This window comes from Streptomyces sp. NPDC079167 (assembly GCF_040686735.1).
Classification (GTDB): Bacteria; Actinomycetota; Actinomycetes; order Streptomycetales; family Streptomycetaceae; genus Streptomyces.
Genome location: NZ_JBFBLO010000001.1, coordinates 429,330 through 448,495, shown reverse-complemented (window position 1 = coordinate 448,495; position 19,166 = coordinate 429,330). Strand labels below are relative to the sequence as shown.

Annotated in this window: 16 protein-coding genes; 9 read left to right on the top strand and 7 right to left on the bottom strand. The window is 71.0% G+C overall.

The features are described from left to right. Positions 1–197 precede the first annotated feature (197 nt). The 3 genes from AB0P41_RS02145 (at position 198) to AB0P41_RS02135 (ending at position 2,268) form a co-directional block, all read left to right on the top strand. Positions 198–1,580 carry a glycine--tRNA ligase gene (locus tag AB0P41_RS02145; protein WP_356707657.1) on the top strand — a complete coding sequence of 461 codons (1,383 nt, stop codon included), beginning with the start codon at positions 198–200 and terminating at the stop codon, positions 1,578–1,580. A 94-nt stretch (positions 1,581–1,674) separates the two neighbouring features. After that, positions 1,675–1,878 carry a hypothetical protein gene (locus AB0P41_RS02140; protein WP_104785524.1) on the top strand — a complete coding sequence of 68 codons (204 nt, stop codon included), beginning with the start codon at positions 1,675–1,677 and terminating at the stop codon, positions 1,876–1,878. A 186-nt stretch (positions 1,879–2,064) separates the two neighbouring features. Further along, complete coding sequence (locus AB0P41_RS02135; protein ID WP_356707656.1) at positions 2,065–2,268, top strand: DUF6243 family protein; 204 nt, start codon at positions 2,065–2,067, stop codon at positions 2,266–2,268. Between the two features lie 70 nt (positions 2,269–2,338). On the opposite strand, the gene AB0P41_RS02130 is transcribed toward AB0P41_RS02135, so the two are convergent. Further along, positions 2,339–3,808 (bottom strand): MFS transporter, encoded by a 1,470-nt coding sequence (locus AB0P41_RS02130; RefSeq protein WP_356707655.1) that lies wholly within the window; start codon positions 3,806–3,808, stop codon positions 2,339–2,341. 101 nt (positions 3,809–3,909) lie between these two features. On the opposite strand from AB0P41_RS02130, the gene AB0P41_RS02125 reads away from it, so the two are divergent. From AB0P41_RS02125 to AB0P41_RS02110, 4 genes are all read left to right on the top strand, one after another. Beyond that, entirely contained in the window at positions 3,910–4,845 is a 936-nt protein-coding gene (locus AB0P41_RS02125) for a helix-turn-helix transcriptional regulator (protein WP_365929516.1), read from the top strand. A gap of 45 nt (positions 4,846–4,890) precedes the next feature. Continuing rightward, positions 4,891–6,039, top strand: a complete 1,149-nt coding sequence (gene dusB, locus AB0P41_RS02120; RefSeq protein ID WP_356707653.1) for a tRNA dihydrouridine synthase DusB — start codon at positions 4,891–4,893, stop codon at positions 6,037–6,039. 573 nt (positions 6,040–6,612) lie between these two features. After that, entirely contained in the window at positions 6,613–9,324 is a 2,712-nt protein-coding gene (gene ppdK / locus AB0P41_RS02115; RefSeq protein ID WP_356707652.1) for a pyruvate, phosphate dikinase, read from the top strand. A gap of 545 nt (positions 9,325–9,869) precedes the next feature. Beyond that, positions 9,870–10,871 (top strand): helix-turn-helix domain-containing protein, encoded by a 1,002-nt coding sequence (locus AB0P41_RS02110; RefSeq protein ID WP_365929513.1) that lies wholly within the window; start codon positions 9,870–9,872, stop codon positions 10,869–10,871. A gap of 5 nt (positions 10,872–10,876) precedes the next feature. On the opposite strand, the gene AB0P41_RS02105 is transcribed toward AB0P41_RS02110, so the two are convergent. Then, complete coding sequence (locus AB0P41_RS02105) at positions 10,877–11,461, bottom strand: DUF4287 domain-containing protein (protein WP_356707650.1); 585 nt, start codon at positions 11,459–11,461, stop codon at positions 10,877–10,879. Between the two features lie 164 nt (positions 11,462–11,625). Between AB0P41_RS02105 and AB0P41_RS02100 the strand changes: the two genes are divergently transcribed. Beyond that, complete coding sequence (locus AB0P41_RS02100) at positions 11,626–12,042, top strand: VOC family protein (protein WP_365929510.1); 417 nt, start codon at positions 11,626–11,628, stop codon at positions 12,040–12,042. 48 nt (positions 12,043–12,090) lie between these two features. Here AB0P41_RS02100 and AB0P41_RS02095 read toward each other — a convergent pair whose 3' ends face one another. From AB0P41_RS02095 to AB0P41_RS02080, 4 genes are all read right to left on the bottom strand, one after another. Next, positions 12,091–13,257 (bottom strand): alkaline phosphatase PhoX, encoded by a 1,167-nt coding sequence (locus tag AB0P41_RS02095; protein WP_365929509.1) that lies wholly within the window; start codon positions 13,255–13,257, stop codon positions 12,091–12,093. Between the two features lie 117 nt (positions 13,258–13,374). Then, positions 13,375–13,734 (bottom strand): nitrite reductase small subunit NirD, encoded by a 360-nt coding sequence (gene nirD, locus AB0P41_RS02090; protein ID WP_356707647.1) that lies wholly within the window; start codon positions 13,732–13,734, stop codon positions 13,375–13,377. Beyond that, the gene (gene nirB, locus AB0P41_RS02085) at positions 13,734–16,319 is read right to left on the bottom strand and encodes a nitrite reductase large subunit NirB (RefSeq protein WP_365929506.1); all 2,586 of its coding nucleotides are present in this window, start codon (positions 16,317–16,319) and stop codon (positions 13,734–13,736) included. Before nirB ends, nirD begins: the two co-directional genes overlap by 1 nt. Continuing rightward, positions 16,319–17,557 (bottom strand): FAD-dependent oxidoreductase, encoded by a 1,239-nt coding sequence (locus AB0P41_RS02080; RefSeq protein WP_365929504.1) that lies wholly within the window; start codon positions 17,555–17,557, stop codon positions 16,319–16,321. The genes nirB and AB0P41_RS02080 overlap by 1 nt, the downstream gene beginning before the upstream one ends. 138 nt (positions 17,558–17,695) lie before the next feature. Between AB0P41_RS02080 and AB0P41_RS02075 the strand changes: the two genes are divergently transcribed. Next, positions 17,696–18,484 (top strand): TSUP family transporter, encoded by a 789-nt coding sequence (locus tag AB0P41_RS02075; protein ID WP_356707644.1) that lies wholly within the window; start codon positions 17,696–17,698, stop codon positions 18,482–18,484. Positions 18,485–18,532: 48 nt separating this feature from the next. On the opposite strand, the gene AB0P41_RS02070 is transcribed toward AB0P41_RS02075, so the two are convergent. After that, positions 18,533–19,165, bottom strand: a complete 633-nt coding sequence (locus tag AB0P41_RS02070) for a class F sortase (RefSeq protein ID WP_356707643.1) — start codon at positions 19,163–19,165, stop codon at positions 18,533–18,535. Position 19,166: the final 1 nt, after the last annotated feature.

Below are 19,166 nucleotides of genomic sequence, written 5' to 3'. Positions count from 1 at the left end.
GGTAATCTGGGGTATTCGCCCGCCCGTCACCCGACCACCACCCCCCACCGAGGCGCTCCGCGCCCTGTCTGTACGAGCCCGTCACCCGACCCCCACCCCCACCGAGGCGCTCCGCGCCCCTGTCTGTACGTCATTCCTCACCGAGGCGTTCGCGCCGCCCACCTGTCCAGTTCCGCCGTCGTAATGAAGAGAGCACCGTGGCCGCCGACAAGATCGACACCATCGTCAGCCTGAGCAAGCGCCGTGGCTTCGTCTACCCCTGCAGTGAGATCTACGGTGGCCAGAAGGCCGCCTGGGACTACGGGCCCCTGGGCGTCGAGCTGAAGGAGAACCTCAAGCGTCAGTGGTGGCGCTACATGGTCACCTCGCGCGAGGACGTGGTCGGTCTCGACTCGTCGGTCATCCTGGCCCCCGAGGTCTGGGTCGCGTCCGGCCACGTGGCCACGTTCTCCGACCCGCTCACCGAGTGCACCTCCTGCCACAAGCGCTACCGCGCGGACCACCTGGAGGAGGCGTACGAGGAGAAGCACGGCAAGCCGCCCGTGAACGGCCTGGCCGACCTCAACTGCCCCAACTGTGGCAACAAGGGCACCTTCACCGAGCCCAAGCAGTTCTCCGGCCTGCTCTCCACGCACCTCGGCCCGACCCAGGACTCCGGTTCGGTCGCCTACCTGCGCCCCGAGACCGCCCAGGGCATCTTCACCAACTTCGGCCAGGTGCAGCAGACCTCGCGCAAGAAGCCGCCGTTCGGCATCGCGCAGATGGGCAAGTCCTTCCGGAACGAGATCACTCCGGGCAACTTCATCTTCCGCACGCGCGAGTTCGAGCAGATGGAGATGGAGTTCTTCGTCAAGCCGGGCGAGGACGAGCAGTGGCAGGAGTACTGGATGGAGCAGCGCTGGAACTGGTACACCGGTCTCGGCCTGCGCGAGGAGAACATGCGGTGGTTCGAGCACCCCGCGGAGAAGCTCTCGCACTACTCCAAGCGCACCGCTGACATCGAGTACCGCTTCCGCTTCGGCGGCAGCGAGTGGGGCGAGCTCGAGGGCGTCGCCAACCGCACCGACTACGACCTGACGGCGCACTCCAAGGCGTCCGGCACGGACCTCTCCTACTTCGACCAGGAGAAGGGCGAGCGCTACACGCCGTACGTCATCGAGCCCGCGGCCGGTGTGGGCCGCTCGCTGCTGGCGTTCCTCCTCGACGCGTACAACGAGGACGAGGCCCCCAACGCCAAGGGCGTCATGGAGAAGCGCGCCGTGATGCGTCTCGACCCGCGCCTCGCGCCGGTCAAGGTCGCCGTCCTCCCGCTGTCCCGCAACCCGCAGCTGTCGCCGAAGGCCAAGGGCCTCGCCGCCGACCTGCGGCAGAACTGGAACATCGAGTTCGACGACGCGGGCGCCATCGGCCGCCGCTACCGCCGCCAGGACGAGATCGGCACGCCGTTCTGCGTCACCGTCGACTTCGACACCCTCGACGACAACGCGGTCACCGTGCGCGAGCGCGACACGATGAAGCAGGAGCGCGTCTCCCTGGACCAGATCCAGAGCTACCTCGGCTCCCGCCTCCTGGGCTGCTGAACGCCCTCGGCCCCATGACGAAGCCCCCGGTTCCGGCGTACGGAACCGGGGGCTTCGTGCAGACTGGGCGCACTCGTCCACAGGGAGGCCCCACATGCCGTCCATGACCACGAGCAAGGTCACCAGATGGGACCAGCACGGCCGTGAACACGTCGTCCACGTAAGGAAGTCGGGGATGCAGCGGCAGCTGACCTGCGACACCTGCGGGTGGCGCAAGGGGGTGCAGTTCCTGCCCTGGCTCAAGGCCGAGGAGCACCTGACCGAGGCCCATCAGGCCACGGTCGACCCCACCGCCTGAGCCGGCCCCGGGGCGTGGCCGGAAAAAACCGGATGAGGGAGCCCTCCGGCCGGGGTACCTTTTCGGCATGTCTTCGTTCTTCCAGATCTACGAGTGAGCGCGCGACGGGCCCGACCGCCCGTCGCCCATCGGATCGATACACGACACGTCATCCTCACTTCCTCAACTCAAGAACGGGAGAACGCCGTGGCCAAGAGCCGCAACAACCTCCTCGGCGTGGGCGGACAGCGCAAGAAGCTGTCCCGCGCCGAACAGCAGGGCGCGGGCCCCGCGCGCAACAACGACCGCAAGGCCGCCGAGGACAAGAAGCAGGAGCTGGTGCGCAAGATGCGTGAGCGCGCCGCCGCAGCCGAGGCCGCCCCGGAGCAGGACGCCCCGGCCGGCAGCTGACCTCCTCGCACCACCCGTACGACCGCGGGCCCGGATCACCTCGGTGATCCGGGCCCGTGTCCGTCCGGCCTCACCTCACCGTGCGGGGCAGCCGCAGGCTCAGCAGGGTTGTCAGGACGACGGCCGCCAGCTGCACCAGCAGCGTCACGGCCAGGGCGTCCCGCATCCCCGAGCCGGATGCCAGCGAGAGGAACAGCGTGCCGAGCGTGGCGACCCCGAGCGCCAGGGCGGCCTGCTGGGTCGTGGTCATCACGCCGCCGCCCACCCCCGCCCGCTCGGCCGGCACGTCGGACAGCACGATCCGGATCAGGACGGGGAGCTGCAGCCCCTGCCCCAGACCCGAGACCGCCATGCCGGGCAGCAGGCCCAGCAGTCCGAGACCGGGCCAGGAGGTCCACACGGTCAGCGCCAGCACCGTCACGCCCACCCCCTGGATCAGCCCGCCGGCCGTCACGACCCGGCTGCCGAAGCGCCGTACGAGCCGGGGGCCGGCCAGCGAGGCCGCGAAGAAGGCGGCGGCCATCGGCGCCAGGGACAGCCCCGCCTCGGCCGGACCCATCTCCAGGCCCTGCTGGAGGGCGACCGCGATCACGAACATGAACCCGCCGAAGCCGATCGAGAACGGCACCACCAGGACCAGACCGCGCCGCAGCGACTCCAGCCGCAGCAGGCTCGGTGGCACGAGCGGCGTCCGCCCCCGGGCGTCGGCCCGGCGCTCCACCCGGTAGAACGCCGCCGCGGCGAACGGGAACAGGCCCAGGGACACCCAGGTCCAGAGCGGCCAGCCCGCCGCCCGCCCTTCCGTCAGCGGGGCCAGCAGGGTCACCAGGGAGACCGCCAGCAGCAGCGTGCCCGGTACGTCGACGGGGGCGGGCCGCTCCGAGCGGGTCTCGGGCATGGAGCGGGCGGCCAGGATCAGCCCGACCACCACCACCGGGACGTTCACCAGGAACACCGAGCGCCAGCCGGCGCTCTCACCGAAGACCGAGGACAGCGGGGCCGCGGAGACCAGGACGCCGCCGAGGATCTGGCCGGCGACCATGGAGAGCCCCGCCGTGGCCCCGTACAGGCTCATGGCCCGCGCCCTGTGGTGTCCGGCCGTGGCCGACTGGATGGTGGCGAGGACCTGCGGCAGCATCAGGGCGGCGGCGGCGCCCTGCGCCACCCGGGCCCCCACGAGGGTCCAGGCGTCCGGAGCCAGTCCGCAGGCGAGGGAGGTGAGACCGAAGGCGGCCATCCCGACGAGGAAGAGCCTGCGCCGTCCGGCCATGTCGCCCAGCCGTCCGCCGAGGACGAGCAGCACGGCGTAGGAGAGGCCGTAGCCCGCGACGACCAGCTCCAGCAGGGCGGGGCCCGCGGCCAGGTCGTGGTCGATGGTGGGCAGGGCGACGTTGACGATGAAGAAGTCGATGAGCGGGAGCGCGGCGCCGAGCAGCACGGTGAACAGCCCGAGCCCGCCGAGCACCGGCGCGGGATGGTCGTACCGCGCCCCCGGCGTGCGGGTGGCGGATGCGTTCGTCAGTACAGAGGATTCACTCACACCATCGACCATGGACCGGCTCTCAGCCTGGTACCAGAGTCTCCTTATCCTGGTACACGGAGCACCTGGCAATATGCCGGGGCATTGGGCACGCTGGGAGCATGACGACCGTGGCGACCGAGGCACCCGAGACCGACATCCGGCGGCACGAGCTCGCCGGATTCCTCCGCAGCCGCCGGGAGCGGATCACTCCCGAGCAGGTCGGTCTGCCGCGCGGCCGCCGCAGGCGCACCCCCGGACTGCGCCGCGAGGAGGTCGCCCAGCTCTCGGCCGTCGGCGTCACCTGGTACACGTGGCTGGAACAGGCCCGCGACATCCAGGTCTCCCCGCAGGTCCTCGACTCCCTGGCCCGCGCCCTGCTGCTCGACCGCAGCGAACGCAGCCACCTCTTCTCCCTCGCCGGGGCCGTCGACCCGGCGCCGGGCTCGGACTGCACGGGCATCACCCCGGCCTTCCACGAGATGCTCAGGCGCCTGGAGCCCTTCCCGGCCTGCATCCAGAACAGCCGGTACGACATCCTCGCGTACAACCGCACCTACGGCCGGCTGCTGTGCGATCTGGACGCAGTCGCCCCCGAGGACCGCAACTGCATGCTGCTCGCCTACACCAACGAGGACTGGCGCGCCTCCGTCGTCGATCTGCCCGCCATGCACCGGGTGATGGCCGCGAAATTCCGCGCCTCCATGGCGGAGCACCTGGCGGAGCCCGCCTGGAAGGCCCTGCTGCGGCGGCTGGAGGCAGCCTCGCCCGAATTCGGCGAGATCTGGGCCCGGCACGAGGTCGTCGGGCCCTCCAACCGCACCAAGATCTTCCGTAACGCCCGGGTGGGACTGATCAGGCTCGACCACACCGACCTGTGGCTCGGCCCCTCGGCGGGACCGCGCATGGTGACCTACGTCCCCTCGGACGAGGAGTCACGGCTCGGGCTTGAGCGGCTGATGGAGTCCGTGCTCGCGGAACCCCAGGCCGGGCCCTCCTCGGAGCCCCTCGCCGAGCCGCGCGCGGCGGCCCTCACGGGATCCGTCGCCGAGGCCTGAGCGGGCGGTCGTCCGCGCGCGGTCCGCGTACGGGACAATGGGGCCATGACCACGCTCGCCCCCGCCCTCCCGCTGCTCCGGATCGGCCCGCACACCGTGCAGCCGCCGGTCGTGCTCGCCCCCATGGCCGGCATCACCAACGCGCCCTTCCGCACCCTGTGCCGAGAGTTCTCGGGCGGCAAGGGGCTGTTCGTCAGCGAGATGATCACGACGCGGGCGCTGGTCGAGCGCAACGAGAAGACCATGCAGCTCATCCACTTCGACGCGAGCGAGACCCCCCGCTCCATCCAGCTGTACGGGGTGGACCCGGTCACCGTCGGCAAGGCGGTCCGCATGATCGTCGACGAGGACCTCGCCGACCACATCGACCTGAACTTCGGCTGCCCCGTCCCCAAGGTCACCCGCAAGGGCGGCGGCTCCGCGCTCCCGTACAAGCGGCCGCTGCTGCGCGCGATCCTCCGCGAGGCCGTGGCACAGGCGGGCGACCTCCCGGTCACCATCAAGATGCGCAAGGGCATCGACGACGACCACACCACCTATCTCGACGCGGGCCGCATCGCCGTCGAGGAAGGCATCACGGCGGTCGCCCTGCACGGCAGGACCACAGCCCAGCACTACGGCGGCACGGCCGACTGGGACGCCATCGCGCGCCTCAAGGAGCACGTCCCCGAGATCCCCGTCCTCGGCAACGGCGACATCTGGAGCGCCGACGACGCCCTGCGGATGATGCGTGAGACGGGCTGCGACGGCGTCGTGGTCGGCCGTGGCTGCCTGGGGCGCCCCTGGCTCTTCGGTGACCTGGTCAGCGCCTTCGAGGGCACGGGGACGCGGCAGGCGCCCGCCCTGCGCCAGGTCGCGGACGTCATGCTGCGCCACGCGACGCTGCTGGGGGAGTGGATCGGCGACGAGAGCCGGGGCGTGATCGACTTCCGCAAGCACGTGGCCTGGTATCTCAAGGGCTTCGCGGTCGGCTCGGACATGCGCAGGAGGCTCGCGGTCACCTCGTCGCTGGAGGAGCTGGGCGGACAGCTCCAGGAGCTCGACCTGGACCAGCCCTGGCCGGACGGCGCGGACGGCCCCCGAGGCCGCACCTCCGGCAACAACCGGGTGGCGCTGCCGGACGGCTGGCTCAAGGACCCGTACGACTGCGCGGGTGTGGGTGCCGAGGCCGAGCTGGACACCTCGGGCGGCTGAGTGCCGCCTTCGCGCCGGGGCACCGAGTGCCCCACGAAAGGCCCGCTCACATGAGCGGGCTTTTCTGCTGGGATGCGGTGTGTTGCCTCGCTGTTTCGCGACAGGAGTGTGTGACCGCTCTCTTTGAGGGGGCGACCGGTGACGCTGTGTGCGGGATGGATTGCCTGTCGGTGACCGTTCATCGGCGCGCGAGCGTCCGGATGGTGACATCTGAGCGCGGAAAGAGGCGTGATTCTCGCCACCTCTGAGGGGTGCTTGGCTCAGATGAGCGCTCTTTTGGTAGCTGTACTTCTCAAATGGCGGCACTGGGTGCCAGGTGGGTTTACTTTGATCGATCAAAGCATCCCTCACCCTGCGTCGTTGATTCGGCCCGGCGTGCGCACTCATCGTGGTGATGCCTTCAAGAGGTGAACGCATCAATCCCGTGCCGTGTACCGGTGCGTCACTTTCGATCTGCTGGCGGACGGGTGGTTGAGCCCTCATGACGCGCAAGTGGCCGTACCCAGACACCTTCGATCTGGGTATGTTCCTCGCCGTCAGGGCAGCCACCGCGTCCTCGAGGAGTCGAGACCCGTGTCGGAACACAAAGATCCCCAGAAGTTCGTCTACGACTTCACCGAGGGCAACAAGGATCTGAAAGATCTTCTTGGCGGCAAGGGTGCCAACCTCGCCGAGATGACCAACCTCGGGCTGCCCGTCCCTCCGGGCTTCACCATCACCACCGAGGCATGCAAGGTCTACCTCGACAGCGGTGACGAGCCGGCCGAGCTGCGTGACGAGGTCAGTGCGCACCTCGACGCGCTCGAGAAGCGGATGGGCAAGAACCTCGGCCAGGCCGACGACCCGCTGTTGGTCTCCGTCCGCTCGGGCGCGAAGTTCTCGATGCCCGGCATGATGGACACGGTCCTCAACATCGGTCTCTCCGACGCCTCGGTCGTGGGTCTCGCCGCACAGGCCGGCGACGAGCGCTTCGCCTGGGACTCGTACCGCCGCCTCATCCAGATGTTCGGCAAGACCGTGCTCGGGGTCGACGGCGATCTCTTCGAGGAGGCGCTGGAGGCCGCGAAGGAGGCCAAGGGCGTCACCGTCGACGTGGACCTGGACGCCGCCGACCTCAAGAAGCTGGTCAAGGAGTTCAAGAAGATCGTCACCCGGGACGCGGGGCGTGACTTCCCGCAGGACCCGCGCGATCAGATGGACCTGGCCATAAAGGCGGTCTTCGACTCGTGGAACACCGACCGGGCCAAGCTCTACCGCCGCCAGGAGCGCATCCCCGGCGATCTCGGCACGGCCGTCAACATCTGCTCGATGGTCTTCGGCAACCTCGGCCCCGACTCCGGTACGGGCGTCGCCTTCACACGTGACCCGGCCAGCGGCCACCAGGGCGTCTACGGCGACTACCTCCAGAACGCGCAGGGCGAGGACGTCGTAGCGGGCATCCGCAACACGGTGGCGCTCGCCGAGCTGGAGTCCATCGACAAGACGTCGTACGACCAGCTGATGAAGATCATGGAGACGCTGGAGACCCACTACAAGGATCTCTGCGACATCGAGTTCACCATCGAGCGCGGCCAGCTCTGGATGCTCCAGACCCGGGTCGGCAAGCGCACCGCCGGTGCCGCCTTCCGCATCGCCACCCAGCTCGTCGACCAGGGCCTCATCGACGAGGCCGAGGCGTTGCAGCGGGTCAACGGCGCCCAGCTCGCGCAGCTGATGTTCCCCCGCTTCGACGACGCGGCCACCACCGTCCTGCTCGGGCGCGGGATCGCCGCTTCGCCGGGCGCGGCCGTCGGCAAGGCCGTCTTCGACTCCTACACCGCGGTCAAGTGGTCGAGGTCTGGTGAGAAGGTCATCCTGATCCGCCGGGAGACCAACCCCGACGACCTCGACGGCATGATCGCCGCCGAGGGCATCCTGACCTCGCGCGGCGGCAAGACCTCGCACGCCGCCGTCGTCGCCCGCGGCATGGGCAAGACCTGTGTCTGCGGCGCCGAGGAGATCGAGGTCGACACCAAGCGCCGCCGGCTCACGGTCGGGGACACCGTCGTGGAGGAGGGCGACCTCGTCTCCGTGGACGGCTCCACCGGCAAGGTGTACCTCGGCGAGGTACCGGTCGTACCCTCCCCGGTCGTCGAGTACTTCGAGGGCCGCATGCACGCGGGCGCCGACGACGCCGACGAGCTCGTCGCCGCCGTGCACCGGATCATGGCGTACGCCGACCGGGTGCGCCGTCTCCGCGTACGGGCGAACGCGGACAACGCCGAGGACGCATCACGGGCCCGTCGCTTCGGCGCCCAGGGCATCGGCCTGTGCCGCACCGAGCACATGTTCCTCGGTGAGCGCCGCGAGATGGTCGAGAAGCTGATCCTCGCGGACACCGACGACGAGCGCGAGGCCGCGCTGGCCGCGCTGCTGCCGCTCCAGAAGGCCGACTTCATCGAGCTGTTCGAGTCGATGGACGGGCTGCCCGTCACCGTACGGCTGCTCGACCCGCCGCTGCACGAGTTCCTGCCGGACATCACGGAGCTCTCCGTGCGGGTCGCCCTCGCCGAGTCCCGCAAGGACGCCAACGAGAACGACCTGCGCCTCCTGCAAGCCGTGCACAAGCTGCACGAGCAGAACCCGATGCTGGGTCTGCGCGGTGTCCGTCTCGGCCTGGTCATCCCGGGGCTGTTCGCGATGCAGGTCCGGGCGATCGCCGAGGCGGCGGCGGAGCGCAAGAACGCCAAGGGCGATCCGCGCGCCGAGATCATGATTCCGCTCGTCGGCACGGTCCAGGAGCTGGAGATCGTCCGCGAGGAGGCCGACGGCGTCATCGCCGAGGTCGAGGCGGCCACCGGCACGCAGCTGAGGCTGAGCATCGGCACGATGATCGAGCTGCCCCGTGCCGCGCTGACCGCCGGTCAGATCGCCGAGGCCGCCGAGTTCTTCTCCTTCGGCACGAACGACCTCACCCAGACGGTGTGGGGCTTCTCCCGTGACGACGTGGAGGCCTCGTTCTTCACCGCGTACCTGGAGAAGGGCATCTTCGGGGTGTCGCCGTTCGAGACGATCGACAAGGACGGTGTGGGCTCCCTCGTGCGCAGCGCCGTGGAAGCGGGCCGGGCCACCCGCCCGGACCTCAAGCTCGGCATCTGCGGTGAGCACGGCGGGGACCCGGAGTCGGTGCACTTCTTCCACGAGGTGGGCCTGGACTACGTCTCCTGCTCGCCGTTCCGCATTCCGGTCGCCCGGCTGGAAGCGGGCCGGGCCGCGGCCGAATCGCGGGGCAGCGACAGCCGCTGAGCCCCGGCGGCCGGCGACCGCCACGACTCCGGATACCGCCGGCGGACCATCGCGGACCCTCACCGGTCCCACGGCGGAAACCGGATTTCCCGGAAGCGGCGGCACCCTGTGCGGGGGTGCCGCCGCTTCGTCAATGGGACGCGGAACCGATGAACACCGAACCAATTGGCGGCGAACCGATTGAACGGCGTACCAATTGAAAGCCGAACCATTCAAGGTGGTCGGCTTTTCACCGTTGGGTGCGCAAACCGCTGGCGTACGGACCGGGTGCGGCCCGGGGATCCCCACCCCCGGGCCGCACCCGCTTACCCCTGCCGGGTACGGAGCCGCACCGTCGCTCACCGCCGCCGAACAGGCGAAGCCCCCCACGGCCCCCACCCGCTCTTTCGGTGACGCCGGATGCGTACCCGACGTCGTACAGCCTTTCGGTCGACGGCGATACGGGCGAGACATTTCAACTGTGGCCGAAACCCCGTGGTGACCTCCTGTGACGCTGTGCATACGCTTCGGTGGGGGCAATTGCGGGTGCAACAGGTGGGGGATCGGTGCTGCGTATCCATGTGTCCGGAGTGGACCTTTCGCGTGTGCGGATGGCCACGAGGCCGGACGCGATGTGGGAGACCGTTCTCAGCTTTCACCGGCTGAGAGACCGGCGGGGTTCCACGGTCTTCGGGAAATGGCGGAAGGAATCCCGTACCCGGTTGAATGGTGAAGCACGTCTGCTGTACGCGGTCGTCCCGCCGCGTGGCTATTTCCCCGACTTCCTGACGCCTGCCGGGGCAGGCGCCGAGCCGCTCGGGCTCGACGCCGGAATGGAGGCCCTGCGCGACACTCCGGCGGACCGCGTCCGGGAGGAAATCGGACTGCTGACGGGAAATGCCCCCCGCGCGCGACGGCCTCCCGGCGGAGCCCTGGCGGAGGCGCTCGCCGAGGGGCGTACGGAGCCGCTGGGGCGGCTCATCTCCACCCTGCGCGCCTATCACCGCGCCGCCGTCGAGCCGTACTGGCCGCACATCCGGGCGAGCGTCGAGGCCGACCGCGCCGTCCGGGGCCGCGCGCTGCTGGACGGCGGCGCGGACGAGCTCCTGGCCACCCTGCCGCCGATGATCCGCTGGCGGGCCCCCGTGCTGGAGGCGGACTACCCGGTCGACCGGGAGCTGCGCCTCGACGGGCGGGGCCTGCTGCTCCAGCCGTCGTACTTCTGCCGTGGCACCCCCGTCGTCTACCGCGACCCGTGCCTCCCGCCGGTCCTCGTCTACCCGGTCACCCACCCGGGCGCCCCGGCGTACGCCGAACCCGGCCCCTGGCTAGGCCGGCTCGTGGGCCACACCCGCTCGGCGGTCCTGCGGTCCATAGGCAACGGCTGCACGACGAGTGAACTGGCCCGCAGGACCGGGGTGTCCCTGGCCTCCGCGAGCCAGCACGCCTGTGTGCTGCGCGAGGCCGGCCTGGTCCGCACCCTGCGCCACGGCAGCTCGGTCCTGCACACCCTCACCCCGCTGGGCTCCGCCCTGCTCAGGGGCGGAGCCCCGCTCGCGGTGCCCTGACCGGGTCAGCGGGGCCCGTCCTCCAGGAGGGCCTTCAGCGCGGCAAGGCGTTCCTTCCAGAACGCCTTGTACCGGGCGACCGCCTCCGCGTCCGCCAGCTTCTCGTGGCCCACCCCGAGGCGCGTACGGCCGTCCGGCAGTTCCTGGAGCCACAGAGTGAGCCGCCCGGCGTCTCCGGACACGTCCCGGAAGGCGGCGCTCAGCGACTTCCCGGGGCGCAGGGCGCGCACGGACAGCTCCACGCCCGGCAGCCAGCGCTCACGCGTCCCCGGGTCGGTGAAGGCGTCCAGCACGCGCTCCGGGGAGGCCGCGAGCGTCCGGCTGCCCGAGGTGTTCCAGTCGCCGGTGGAGGACTGCCCGACCTGGCGCAGACCGCGCGACTGCTCGTACCCCACCGCGACCGACTGGGCGTACCAGCCGCCCATCCTGTGTTCCGTGCCGAGGAACGCGGCGATCTCCGCGTGGCTGCGCCGCGTGGCGTCCCAGGCGTCGAGTACGGCGAACCAGCCCGCCCAGTCCCGGCCGGTCGCCCCGCGCAGGGTGTCGTCCGACAGCTTCTCGGTGATTCTTCTGCCCGTCGATCCGCTCATGGTCCGAGACGCTAGAGGCGCCCTCGGGGTGCGGGTCCGCGGCGCGCGGAGAACTGCCCGCGCCCGGAGCGATGAGTTCTGGGCACCGCCGTCGTCTACCTCTCGTAAGCGCTCGTACGGAGCGCGCGGGAGCACCCAGGGTGCCGGACGGAAGAGTGGGAACCATGCCTCAGATGATCTTCGTGAACCTGCCGGTCAAGGACCTCGAGACGACGAAGAACTTCTTCGGGAAGCTCGGCTTCGGCTTCAACCCGCAGTTCAGCGACGAGTCGACGGCCTGTCTGGTCATCAGCGACACGATCTTCGCCATGCTGATCAGCGAGCCGCGCTTCAAGGACTTCACCAAGAAGGAGATCGCCGACGCGTCGAGAACGACCGAGGTCCTCCTGGCCCTGAGCGCGGACAGCCGCGAGAAGGTCGACGAGCTGGCCGACGCGGCGCTCGCCAACGGCGGTTCGGCCGCCAACGACCCGATGGACGAGGGCTTCATGTACGGCCGTTCGTTCCAGGACCCGGACGGCCACATCTGGGAGGTCGTGTGGATGTCCCCCGAGGCAGTGGCCAACGGTGGCCAGGCCTGAGAGACGGGCGGGGCAGCGACGTGGACGCCGCTGCCCCGACGAGCGGGCTCAGCCGCGGAACGGCCCCGTGACCTCGTAGGTGATACCGCCGGACGAGCTCCCGCTGGTGCCGCGCTGCGAGGAGAAGTAGAGCCGCCGGCCGTCCGGTGAGAAGGCCGGGCCGGTGATCTCCGAACCCGACTGGCCACTGATCCGCAGGAACGGGGCGACGGTGTCGTCCGGGGTGATCAGGCAGATCTCCATGTTCCCCCCGTCCTCCGCGACGTACAGGTCACCGGAGGCGGCACGGGTGACGTTGTCGACGCCGGTCAGCGGGGCACCGCCGCCCGTCACCAGCGAGTCGTCGTAGGCGAGCGAGAGCGATGAGGTGTTCGCGTCGTACGCCCACACCCGGCTGTCGCCCTTGGTGGTGAACCAGCAGGTGCCCGCCGCGTAGAAGCAGCCCTCCCCGCCGTTGAACACCTTGGCGCCGGAGACCTGGTAGCGGGTCTGGGTGGGCGATCCGTCCGGGTCGGGAACGGTCGTCCAGGTCACCGGGCCCGAGGTGCCGGTGCCCGCCACCAGCACCTGGAGCGTGCCGGAGGACAGGTCGCCCCAGGTGGTGGGGCGGAAGCGGTAGAAGCGCCCGTCCGTCTCGTCCTCGGTCAGGTAGACATAGCCGTGGTCGGGGTCCGAGGCCGCCGCCTCGTGCTTGAACCTGCCCATCGCGGGGCGCTGCACGGCGGCGTCCACCCCCCACGGGTCGGTCTCGTACACGAAGCCGCGGGTGACCTCCTCGCAGGAGAGCCAGGTGTTCCAAGGGGTGCGGCCGCCCGCGCAGTTGGTGTTCGTGCCGGACAGGATCCGGTACGCCGAGGTGACGGTCCCGGAGGAGGCGAAGCGCACCGCGCTCGCCCCGCCGCCGCTGCTCGCGGACACCTCCGCGTTGGAGACGTAGATCCAGCCGCTGCCGTCGGTGAAGGTGGCACCGCCGTCGGGGGCCCTGTGCCAGGTGTACGAGGTGCCGGGGACGGTCTGCCCGGAGCGGGCGATGACCCTGCTGGTGAAGCCGCTCGGCAGCAGGATGCCGTTGCCGTTCGCCGCCTGCAGCGCACCGTAGGGGCCCGCGGCCGGCTGGGCCGGATCCGCGAAGGCGGCACCCCGCCACAGGGTGCCGCCGAAAGCCGCCGCCGAGCTGCCGATCACCGCTGTGCGCAAGAAGGTCCGACGTTCCACGATCACTCCACGGGGTGACGTGCGGGCCCGCCGGACCGGACGGACCGGCGGGTCGAACGTCAGGACTGTAGAGGCGTGTAGTTGACGGAGCGTCAACGGCTGGTGAACGGAGCGGAGTCAGTCCCCCCGGACGGGGAAGACCGGAACGGTGACGTCGTCGTCGTCCAGGCAGGCGCCCGTCTCCAGGTCGAAGCGCTGCTTCAGCAGCGGCGACGCGACGAACGGCCGCCCGCCTGCGGAGCCGACCAGGCCCCGGGAGAGGACGTACGCACCGGTGAACGGGTCACGGTTGTCGATCGCGTACGCCCGGCCCGCACGGTCCACGAACAGCGCGACCTGCCGGCCGTCCGGGAGGAGCGCCGCCACGCCCCGCCCCGGGGTCAGCAGCGCGCGGTCGCAGACCGTCAGCCAGCCGTCCCCGTCCGCGAGCTGGATCGTCCGGGTGTCCTGCGCCGTTTCCATCGCCTGGGTCGTCATCAGGAGGGAGTCCCTTCAAGAGTACGGATGGCAAGCACGGGGCCCGCGAGGATGTCCAGGTCGGGCTTGACCTGGTCGCGCTCCGGGACGAACTTGACCGAGGGGTCGGGTGCGTCGGGGGCGTTGACGAAGGTGACGAAGCGCCGCAGCCGCTCCGGGTCGTTGATGGTCTCGGCCCACTCGTCGCGGTAGCCGCGGACGTGGTCGGCCATCAGCCGCTCCAGCTCGTCGCAGAGGCCGAGCGAGTCGTGGACGACGACGTCGCGCACGTGGTCCAGGCCGCCCTCGATGCGGTCCAGCCAGGTCGAGGTGCGCTCCAGGCGGTCCGCCGTGCGGATGTAGAACATCAGGAACCGGTCGATGAGGCGGACCAGCTCGGCGTCCGAGAGGTCCTGGGCGAGCAGGTCCGCGTGGCGCGGGGTCGCGCCGCCGTTGCCGCCCACATAGAGGTTCCAGCCCTGTGCGGTGGCGATGATCCCGAAGTCCTTGCCACGGGCCTCCGCGCACTCGCGGGCGCAGCCCGAGACCGCCGACTTCAGCTTGTGCGGCGAGCGCAGGCCCCGGTAGCGCAGCTCCAGGTCGATCGCCATCCTCACCGAGTCCTGCACGCCGTAGCGGCACCAGGTCTGCCCCACACAGGACTTGACCGTGCGCAGCGACTTCCCGTACGCGTGCCCGGACTCGAAGCCCGCGTCCACCAGGCGTGTCCAGATCAGCGGCAACTGGTCGACGCGGGCACCGAACAGGTCGATCCGCTGGCCGCCGGTGATCTTCGTGTAGAGGCCGAAGTCCCGGGCCACCTCGCCGATCACGATCAGCTTCTCCGGGGTGATCTCACCGCCCGGGATGCGCGGCACGATCGAGTACGAGCCGTTGCGCTGGAGGTTGGCGAGGAAGTGGTCGTTGGTGTCCTGGAGGGCCGCCTGCTCGCCGTCCAGGACGTAGCCGCTCGCACCGACCGTCGGGGCGAGCGAGGCGATGATCGATCCGACCGTCGGCTTGCAGACCTCGCAGCCGTCGCCCCCACGGGCCGCCTCACGGCCGTGCGAGTCCAGGAGACCGGCGTACGTCGTGACACCGAGGGTGCGGACGATCTCGTACAGCTCACTGCGGGTGTACGCGAAGCAGCCGCACAGCCCCTGGTCCTCGGGCTGCGGCAGCAGCTGTCCGATGACCTTGACGCAACTCCCGCAGCCCGTGCCGGCCTTGGTGCACTTCTTCACCTCGGGCAGTGTGGTGTGCTCGCAGATCGCCCCCTTGGTGACGTTGTGGCAGGAGCAGATCACGGCCTCGTCGGGCAGCGAGGACGGGCCGAGGGTGACCGGGCCGCCCGCACCGGCCGGCAGCACCAGCTGCTCCGGGGCGACGGGCAGGACCGTGCCGGTCATCGGCCGCAGCGTGCCGTACTGGTCGGCGTCACCCACCAGGACACCGCCGAGCAGCGTGCCGTCCTGGCCGATCACCAGCTTCTTGTAGACGCCCGAGCGGGAGTCCGCGTACACGACGTCGAGGCAGCCCTCGGCCGCGCCGTGCGCGTCACCGAAGGAGGCGACGTCCACACCGAGCAGCTTCAGCTTCGTCGAGAGGTCGGCGCCGGTGAACGAGGCGGCGTTGCCCGCGATCACGTCGGCGACCGCCAGCGCCATCTCGTAACCCGGTGCCACCAGCCCGTAGACCCGGCCGTCCGAGGCCAGCGCGCACTCGCCGATCGCGAAGACGGCGCTGTCCGAGGTGCGGCACTCCTCGTCGACGACGATGCCGCCGCGCGGGCCGACCGCCAGTCCGCAGTCGCGGGCCAGCTGGTCCCGGGGGCGTACACCGGCGGAGAAGACCACGAGGTCGGTCTCCAGCGACGAGCCGTCCGACAGGGACATGCCGTCGACCCGGCCGTCCTCGCCCGAGGTGACCTCCTGGGTGCCGACACCCGTGTGGACGGAGAGGCCCATGTTCTCGATGGTGCGCAGCAGGGCCGCGCCGCCGCCGTCGTCGACCTGCACCGGCATCAGCCGGGGGGCGAACTCCACGACGTGCGTGTCGAGTCCGAGCCCCTTCAGCGCGCCCGCGGCCTCCAGGCCGAGCAGCCCGCCGCCGACGACCGCGCCGGTCCGCGCGGTCTTCGCGTACTCCTCGATCGCGAGGAGGTCCTCGATCGTGCGGTAGACGAAACAGCCCTCGGCGTCCTTGCCGGGGACGGGCGGGACGAAGGGGTACGAGCCGGTGGCCAGCACCAGCGTGTCGTAGGAGAAGGTCTCCCCGGAGCGGGCGGTGACGGTGCGCGCCTCACGGTCGACGCTCTCCGCCGGGTCACCGACGCGCAGCTCGATGCCGTGGCGCGCCATGAAGTCCGGCTCGACGAGCGAGAGGTCCTCCGGTGTCTTCCCGGAGAAGTACGAGGTCAGCTGCACCCGGTCGTACGCGGGGCGGGGCTCCTCGCAGAGCACGACGACCCGGGCGGTGCCCGCGGCGGCGGTCAGGCCGCGGTCGGCGAGCGCTTCCAGGAACCGCTGCCCGACCATGCCGTGCCCGACGACCACGATCGTCGGCACGCCCGCGGTGGGGGCGGTCGGGGGAGTGGACACCGGCATCAGAAGCCTCCGTCGTTGGTGAGCAGGTGGAGCAGGGACATGTCGGCCGGGAGGGCGTCGTCGTCCTGCCAGGTCCGGGCGAGGGTGCCGACCGCGGCGAGATCCCCGAACAGCACCCCGCCCGCCAGCCGGTCGCCCCGGACGACGACCGTGCGGTAGGCGCCCCGGGTGGCGTCGGCCAGCCGGATCACGTCGTCGCCGGGCATCGGGCGGGAGTCGCCGAAGGCGGCCAGGTCGAGCCCGCCGGCGGGCCCGGCGGTGACGGGGGTTGCGGCGGGGGAGCGCAGGGTGAGCCTGGTCAGGGCCCTGGTGCCCCCGTAGCGGGCGGGGCGGCCCGCCAGCACCTCGGTCAGGACGTCGGCCTGTTCGAGCGCGGCGCCCGCCAGCCCGTAGACCGTCCCGGCGTGTTCGGCGCAGTCGCCCACGGCGTGGATGTACGGGTCCGAGGTGCGCAGCTCGTCGTCCACGACGATGCCCTTGCGGACCTCCAGACCGGCCGCCTGCGCCAGACCCGCCCGGGGGCGGACCCCGCAGGCCAGCACCGTGATGTCGGCCTCCAGCTCGTAGCCGTCGGCCATCTCCACGGCGCGCACCGCCGGGGTCTCCCCGTCGGTGCAGCGCAGTCCTCGTACCCGGCACTCGGTGTGCACCTCGACGCCGAGGGCCTCCAGGTGGCGGCGCAGCATCCCGGCCGCCTCGGCGTCCAGCTGCCGCTCCATGAGGTGCTCGCCCTGCTGGGCCAGCACCACCTGGGCGCCGCACTCGGCGAGAGCGCGGGCGGCCGACACCCCGAGGAGCCCGCCGCCGATGACGACGGCGCGCACACCGGGGCGTACGGCGGCGCGCAGGGCCAGGCAGTCGTCGAGGGTGCGGAACGGGTGCACCCCGTCAGGCAGCGTGTGGCCGAGGCCACGCAGCGGCGGCAGCACCGGGTTGGAACCGGTGGCCAGCACCAGGCGCTCGTACCCGATGACACCGCCGTCGTCGCAGTGCACCAGCCGGTCCGCCCGGTCGATCCGCACGACCCGCACCCCGCGCCGCACCTCGGCGGGCGGCAGCGCGATGACGTCCGGCTCGTACCGGCCGGCGAGCACCTCGGCCAGCAACACCCTGTTGTACGGTGCGTGCGCCTCCTCGCCGATGACGGTGACACCGGGGACCCGGGCGGCGAGCCGCGCGCCCGCCATCCCGGCGCCGATCACCACCACCCGTGCCGTGTTCTCCGTCTGTGTCCTCATGCCCATGAGAGTGCGGGGCGGGTGTTACCCGACCGCATCCCTCCTGTTTCCCGGGAGGAACCTTGCGCTCAGCACGCGCGAAGGCCCTCTGTGAGGGCCGGGCGACTGGATGGTCTGGGCACCTATAAGGTCGCGGACGTGCCCGAGACAACGCTGACCACACTCGTACTGCTCTGCCTGGCCGCCGCCGTGGCCGGCTGGATCGACGCGGTGGTGGGCGGCGGCGGGCTGCTCCTCCTGCCCGCACTGCTGCTGGGCCTCCCGCACGTCCCCGCCGCACACGTACTCGGCACCAACAAGGCCGTCGCCATCGTCGGCACCTCGGGCGCCGCCGTGACCTACGTACGCAAGGCGCCGGTGCGGGTGGGCACCGCCGTGCGGATCGGGCTGATGGCGCTCGTGGGATCGATGACGGGCGCCTTCTTCGCCGCGGGCATCAGCAGCGACGTCCTGCGTCCGGTGATCATGGTGGTGCTGCTCGCGGTCGCGGCCTTCGTGATGCTGCGCCCGTCGTTCGGCACGGCGGCGGCCGGCGACACGGGGAAGAAGGTCACCAGGGCCCGTACCGTCACCGCGATCGTGCTGGTGGGCGGAGGCATCGGTTTCTACGACGGGCTCTTCGGGCCGGGCACGGGCACCTTCCTGGTACTGGCGCTGACCGCGGTGCTCCACCTCGACCTGGTCACCGCCTCCGCGACCGCGAAGATCGTGAACGTCTGCACCAACGGCGGGGCGCTGGCGATGTTCGCCTACCAGGGCACCGTCCTGTGGCAGCTGGCCGCGCTGATGGCCGTATTCAATCTGGCCGGCGGGATGCTCGGGGCGCGGATGGCGCTGAGCAAGGGCAGCGACTTCGTCCGCGGGGTGCTGCTGGTCGTGGTGTTCTCGCTGGTCGCCAAGCTGGGCTTCGACCAGTGGACGTCCTGACCTGGACGGTCCGGCGGCGGGCGGCGCCGGCCGGGGCGCACGGCCCGGTCACCGCACCTCGGTGAGGTGGGCGTACGCCACCACATTGCCCAGGTAGCCCGTCTCGGGGTCGAAACCGCCGCCGCAGGTGATCAGCCGCAGCGAGGCCTGCGCGGTGGCGCCGTAGACCCGCTTGTCCGGGAACTCGTCCTTCTCGTACACCTCGACCGCGTCGACCGAGAAGACCGCGGTACGCCCGTCCCCGCGGTCGATCTCGACCCCGGCTCCCTTCTTCAGGGACCCGAGGGCGTAGAAGACGGCCGGCCCCGCCGCGTTGTCGACATGGCCCGCGACTATCGCGGTGCCCTTGGCGCCGGGCGGTGTGCCGTCCTCGAACCAGCCCGCGAGGTTGCGGTCCTCGGCGGGCGGTGCGTCGAGGCTGCCGTCGGCGCCCAGCCCGAGACCCGTCATGGGCGCGTCCACACCGATGCCCGGGATACGGATCCTGACCGGCTCGGCGGGACGCAGCGGTGCCGCGACCCGGGTACCCGGCCGTGGTCCGGAGCCCGCAGCGAAGGCATCGGCGGTGGAGGGCTGCGGGGCGGCGGTCCGGACGGCCGCGCCGTTGTGGACCAGCCATATGCCGCACAGCGCGGTGATGCCCGCCAGCCAGGCCCTTGCCTTGAGTGCCGTCCTGTTCACG

What these genes read in the sequence shown, in the direction of transcription:
- AB0P41_RS02080 (WP_365929504.1), bottom strand. Translation starts at nt 17,557, where the DNA reads ATGAGGACACAGACGGAGAACACGGCACGGGTGGTGGTGATCGGCGCC.
- AB0P41_RS02100 (WP_365929510.1), top strand. Translation starts at nt 11,626, where the DNA reads ATGCCTCAGATGATCTTCGTGAACCTGCCGGTCAAGGACCTCGAGACG.
- nirD (WP_356707647.1), bottom strand. Translation starts at nt 13,734, where the DNA reads ATGACGACCCAGGCGATGGAAACGGCGCAGGACACCCGGACGATCCAG.
- nirB (WP_365929506.1), bottom strand. Translation starts at nt 16,319, where the DNA reads ATGCCGGTGTCCACTCCCCCGACCGCCCCCACCGCGGGCGTGCCGACG.
- dusB (WP_356707653.1), top strand. Translation starts at nt 4,891, where the DNA reads ATGACCACGCTCGCCCCCGCCCTCCCGCTGCTCCGGATCGGCCCGCAC.
- AB0P41_RS02125 (WP_365929516.1), top strand. Translation starts at nt 3,910, where the DNA reads ATGACGACCGTGGCGACCGAGGCACCCGAGACCGACATCCGGCGGCAC.
- AB0P41_RS02140 (WP_104785524.1), top strand. Translation starts at nt 1,675, where the DNA reads ATGCCGTCCATGACCACGAGCAAGGTCACCAGATGGGACCAGCACGGC.
- AB0P41_RS02105 (WP_356707650.1), bottom strand. Translation starts at nt 11,461, where the DNA reads ATGAGCGGATCGACGGGCAGAAGAATCACCGAGAAGCTGTCGGACGAC.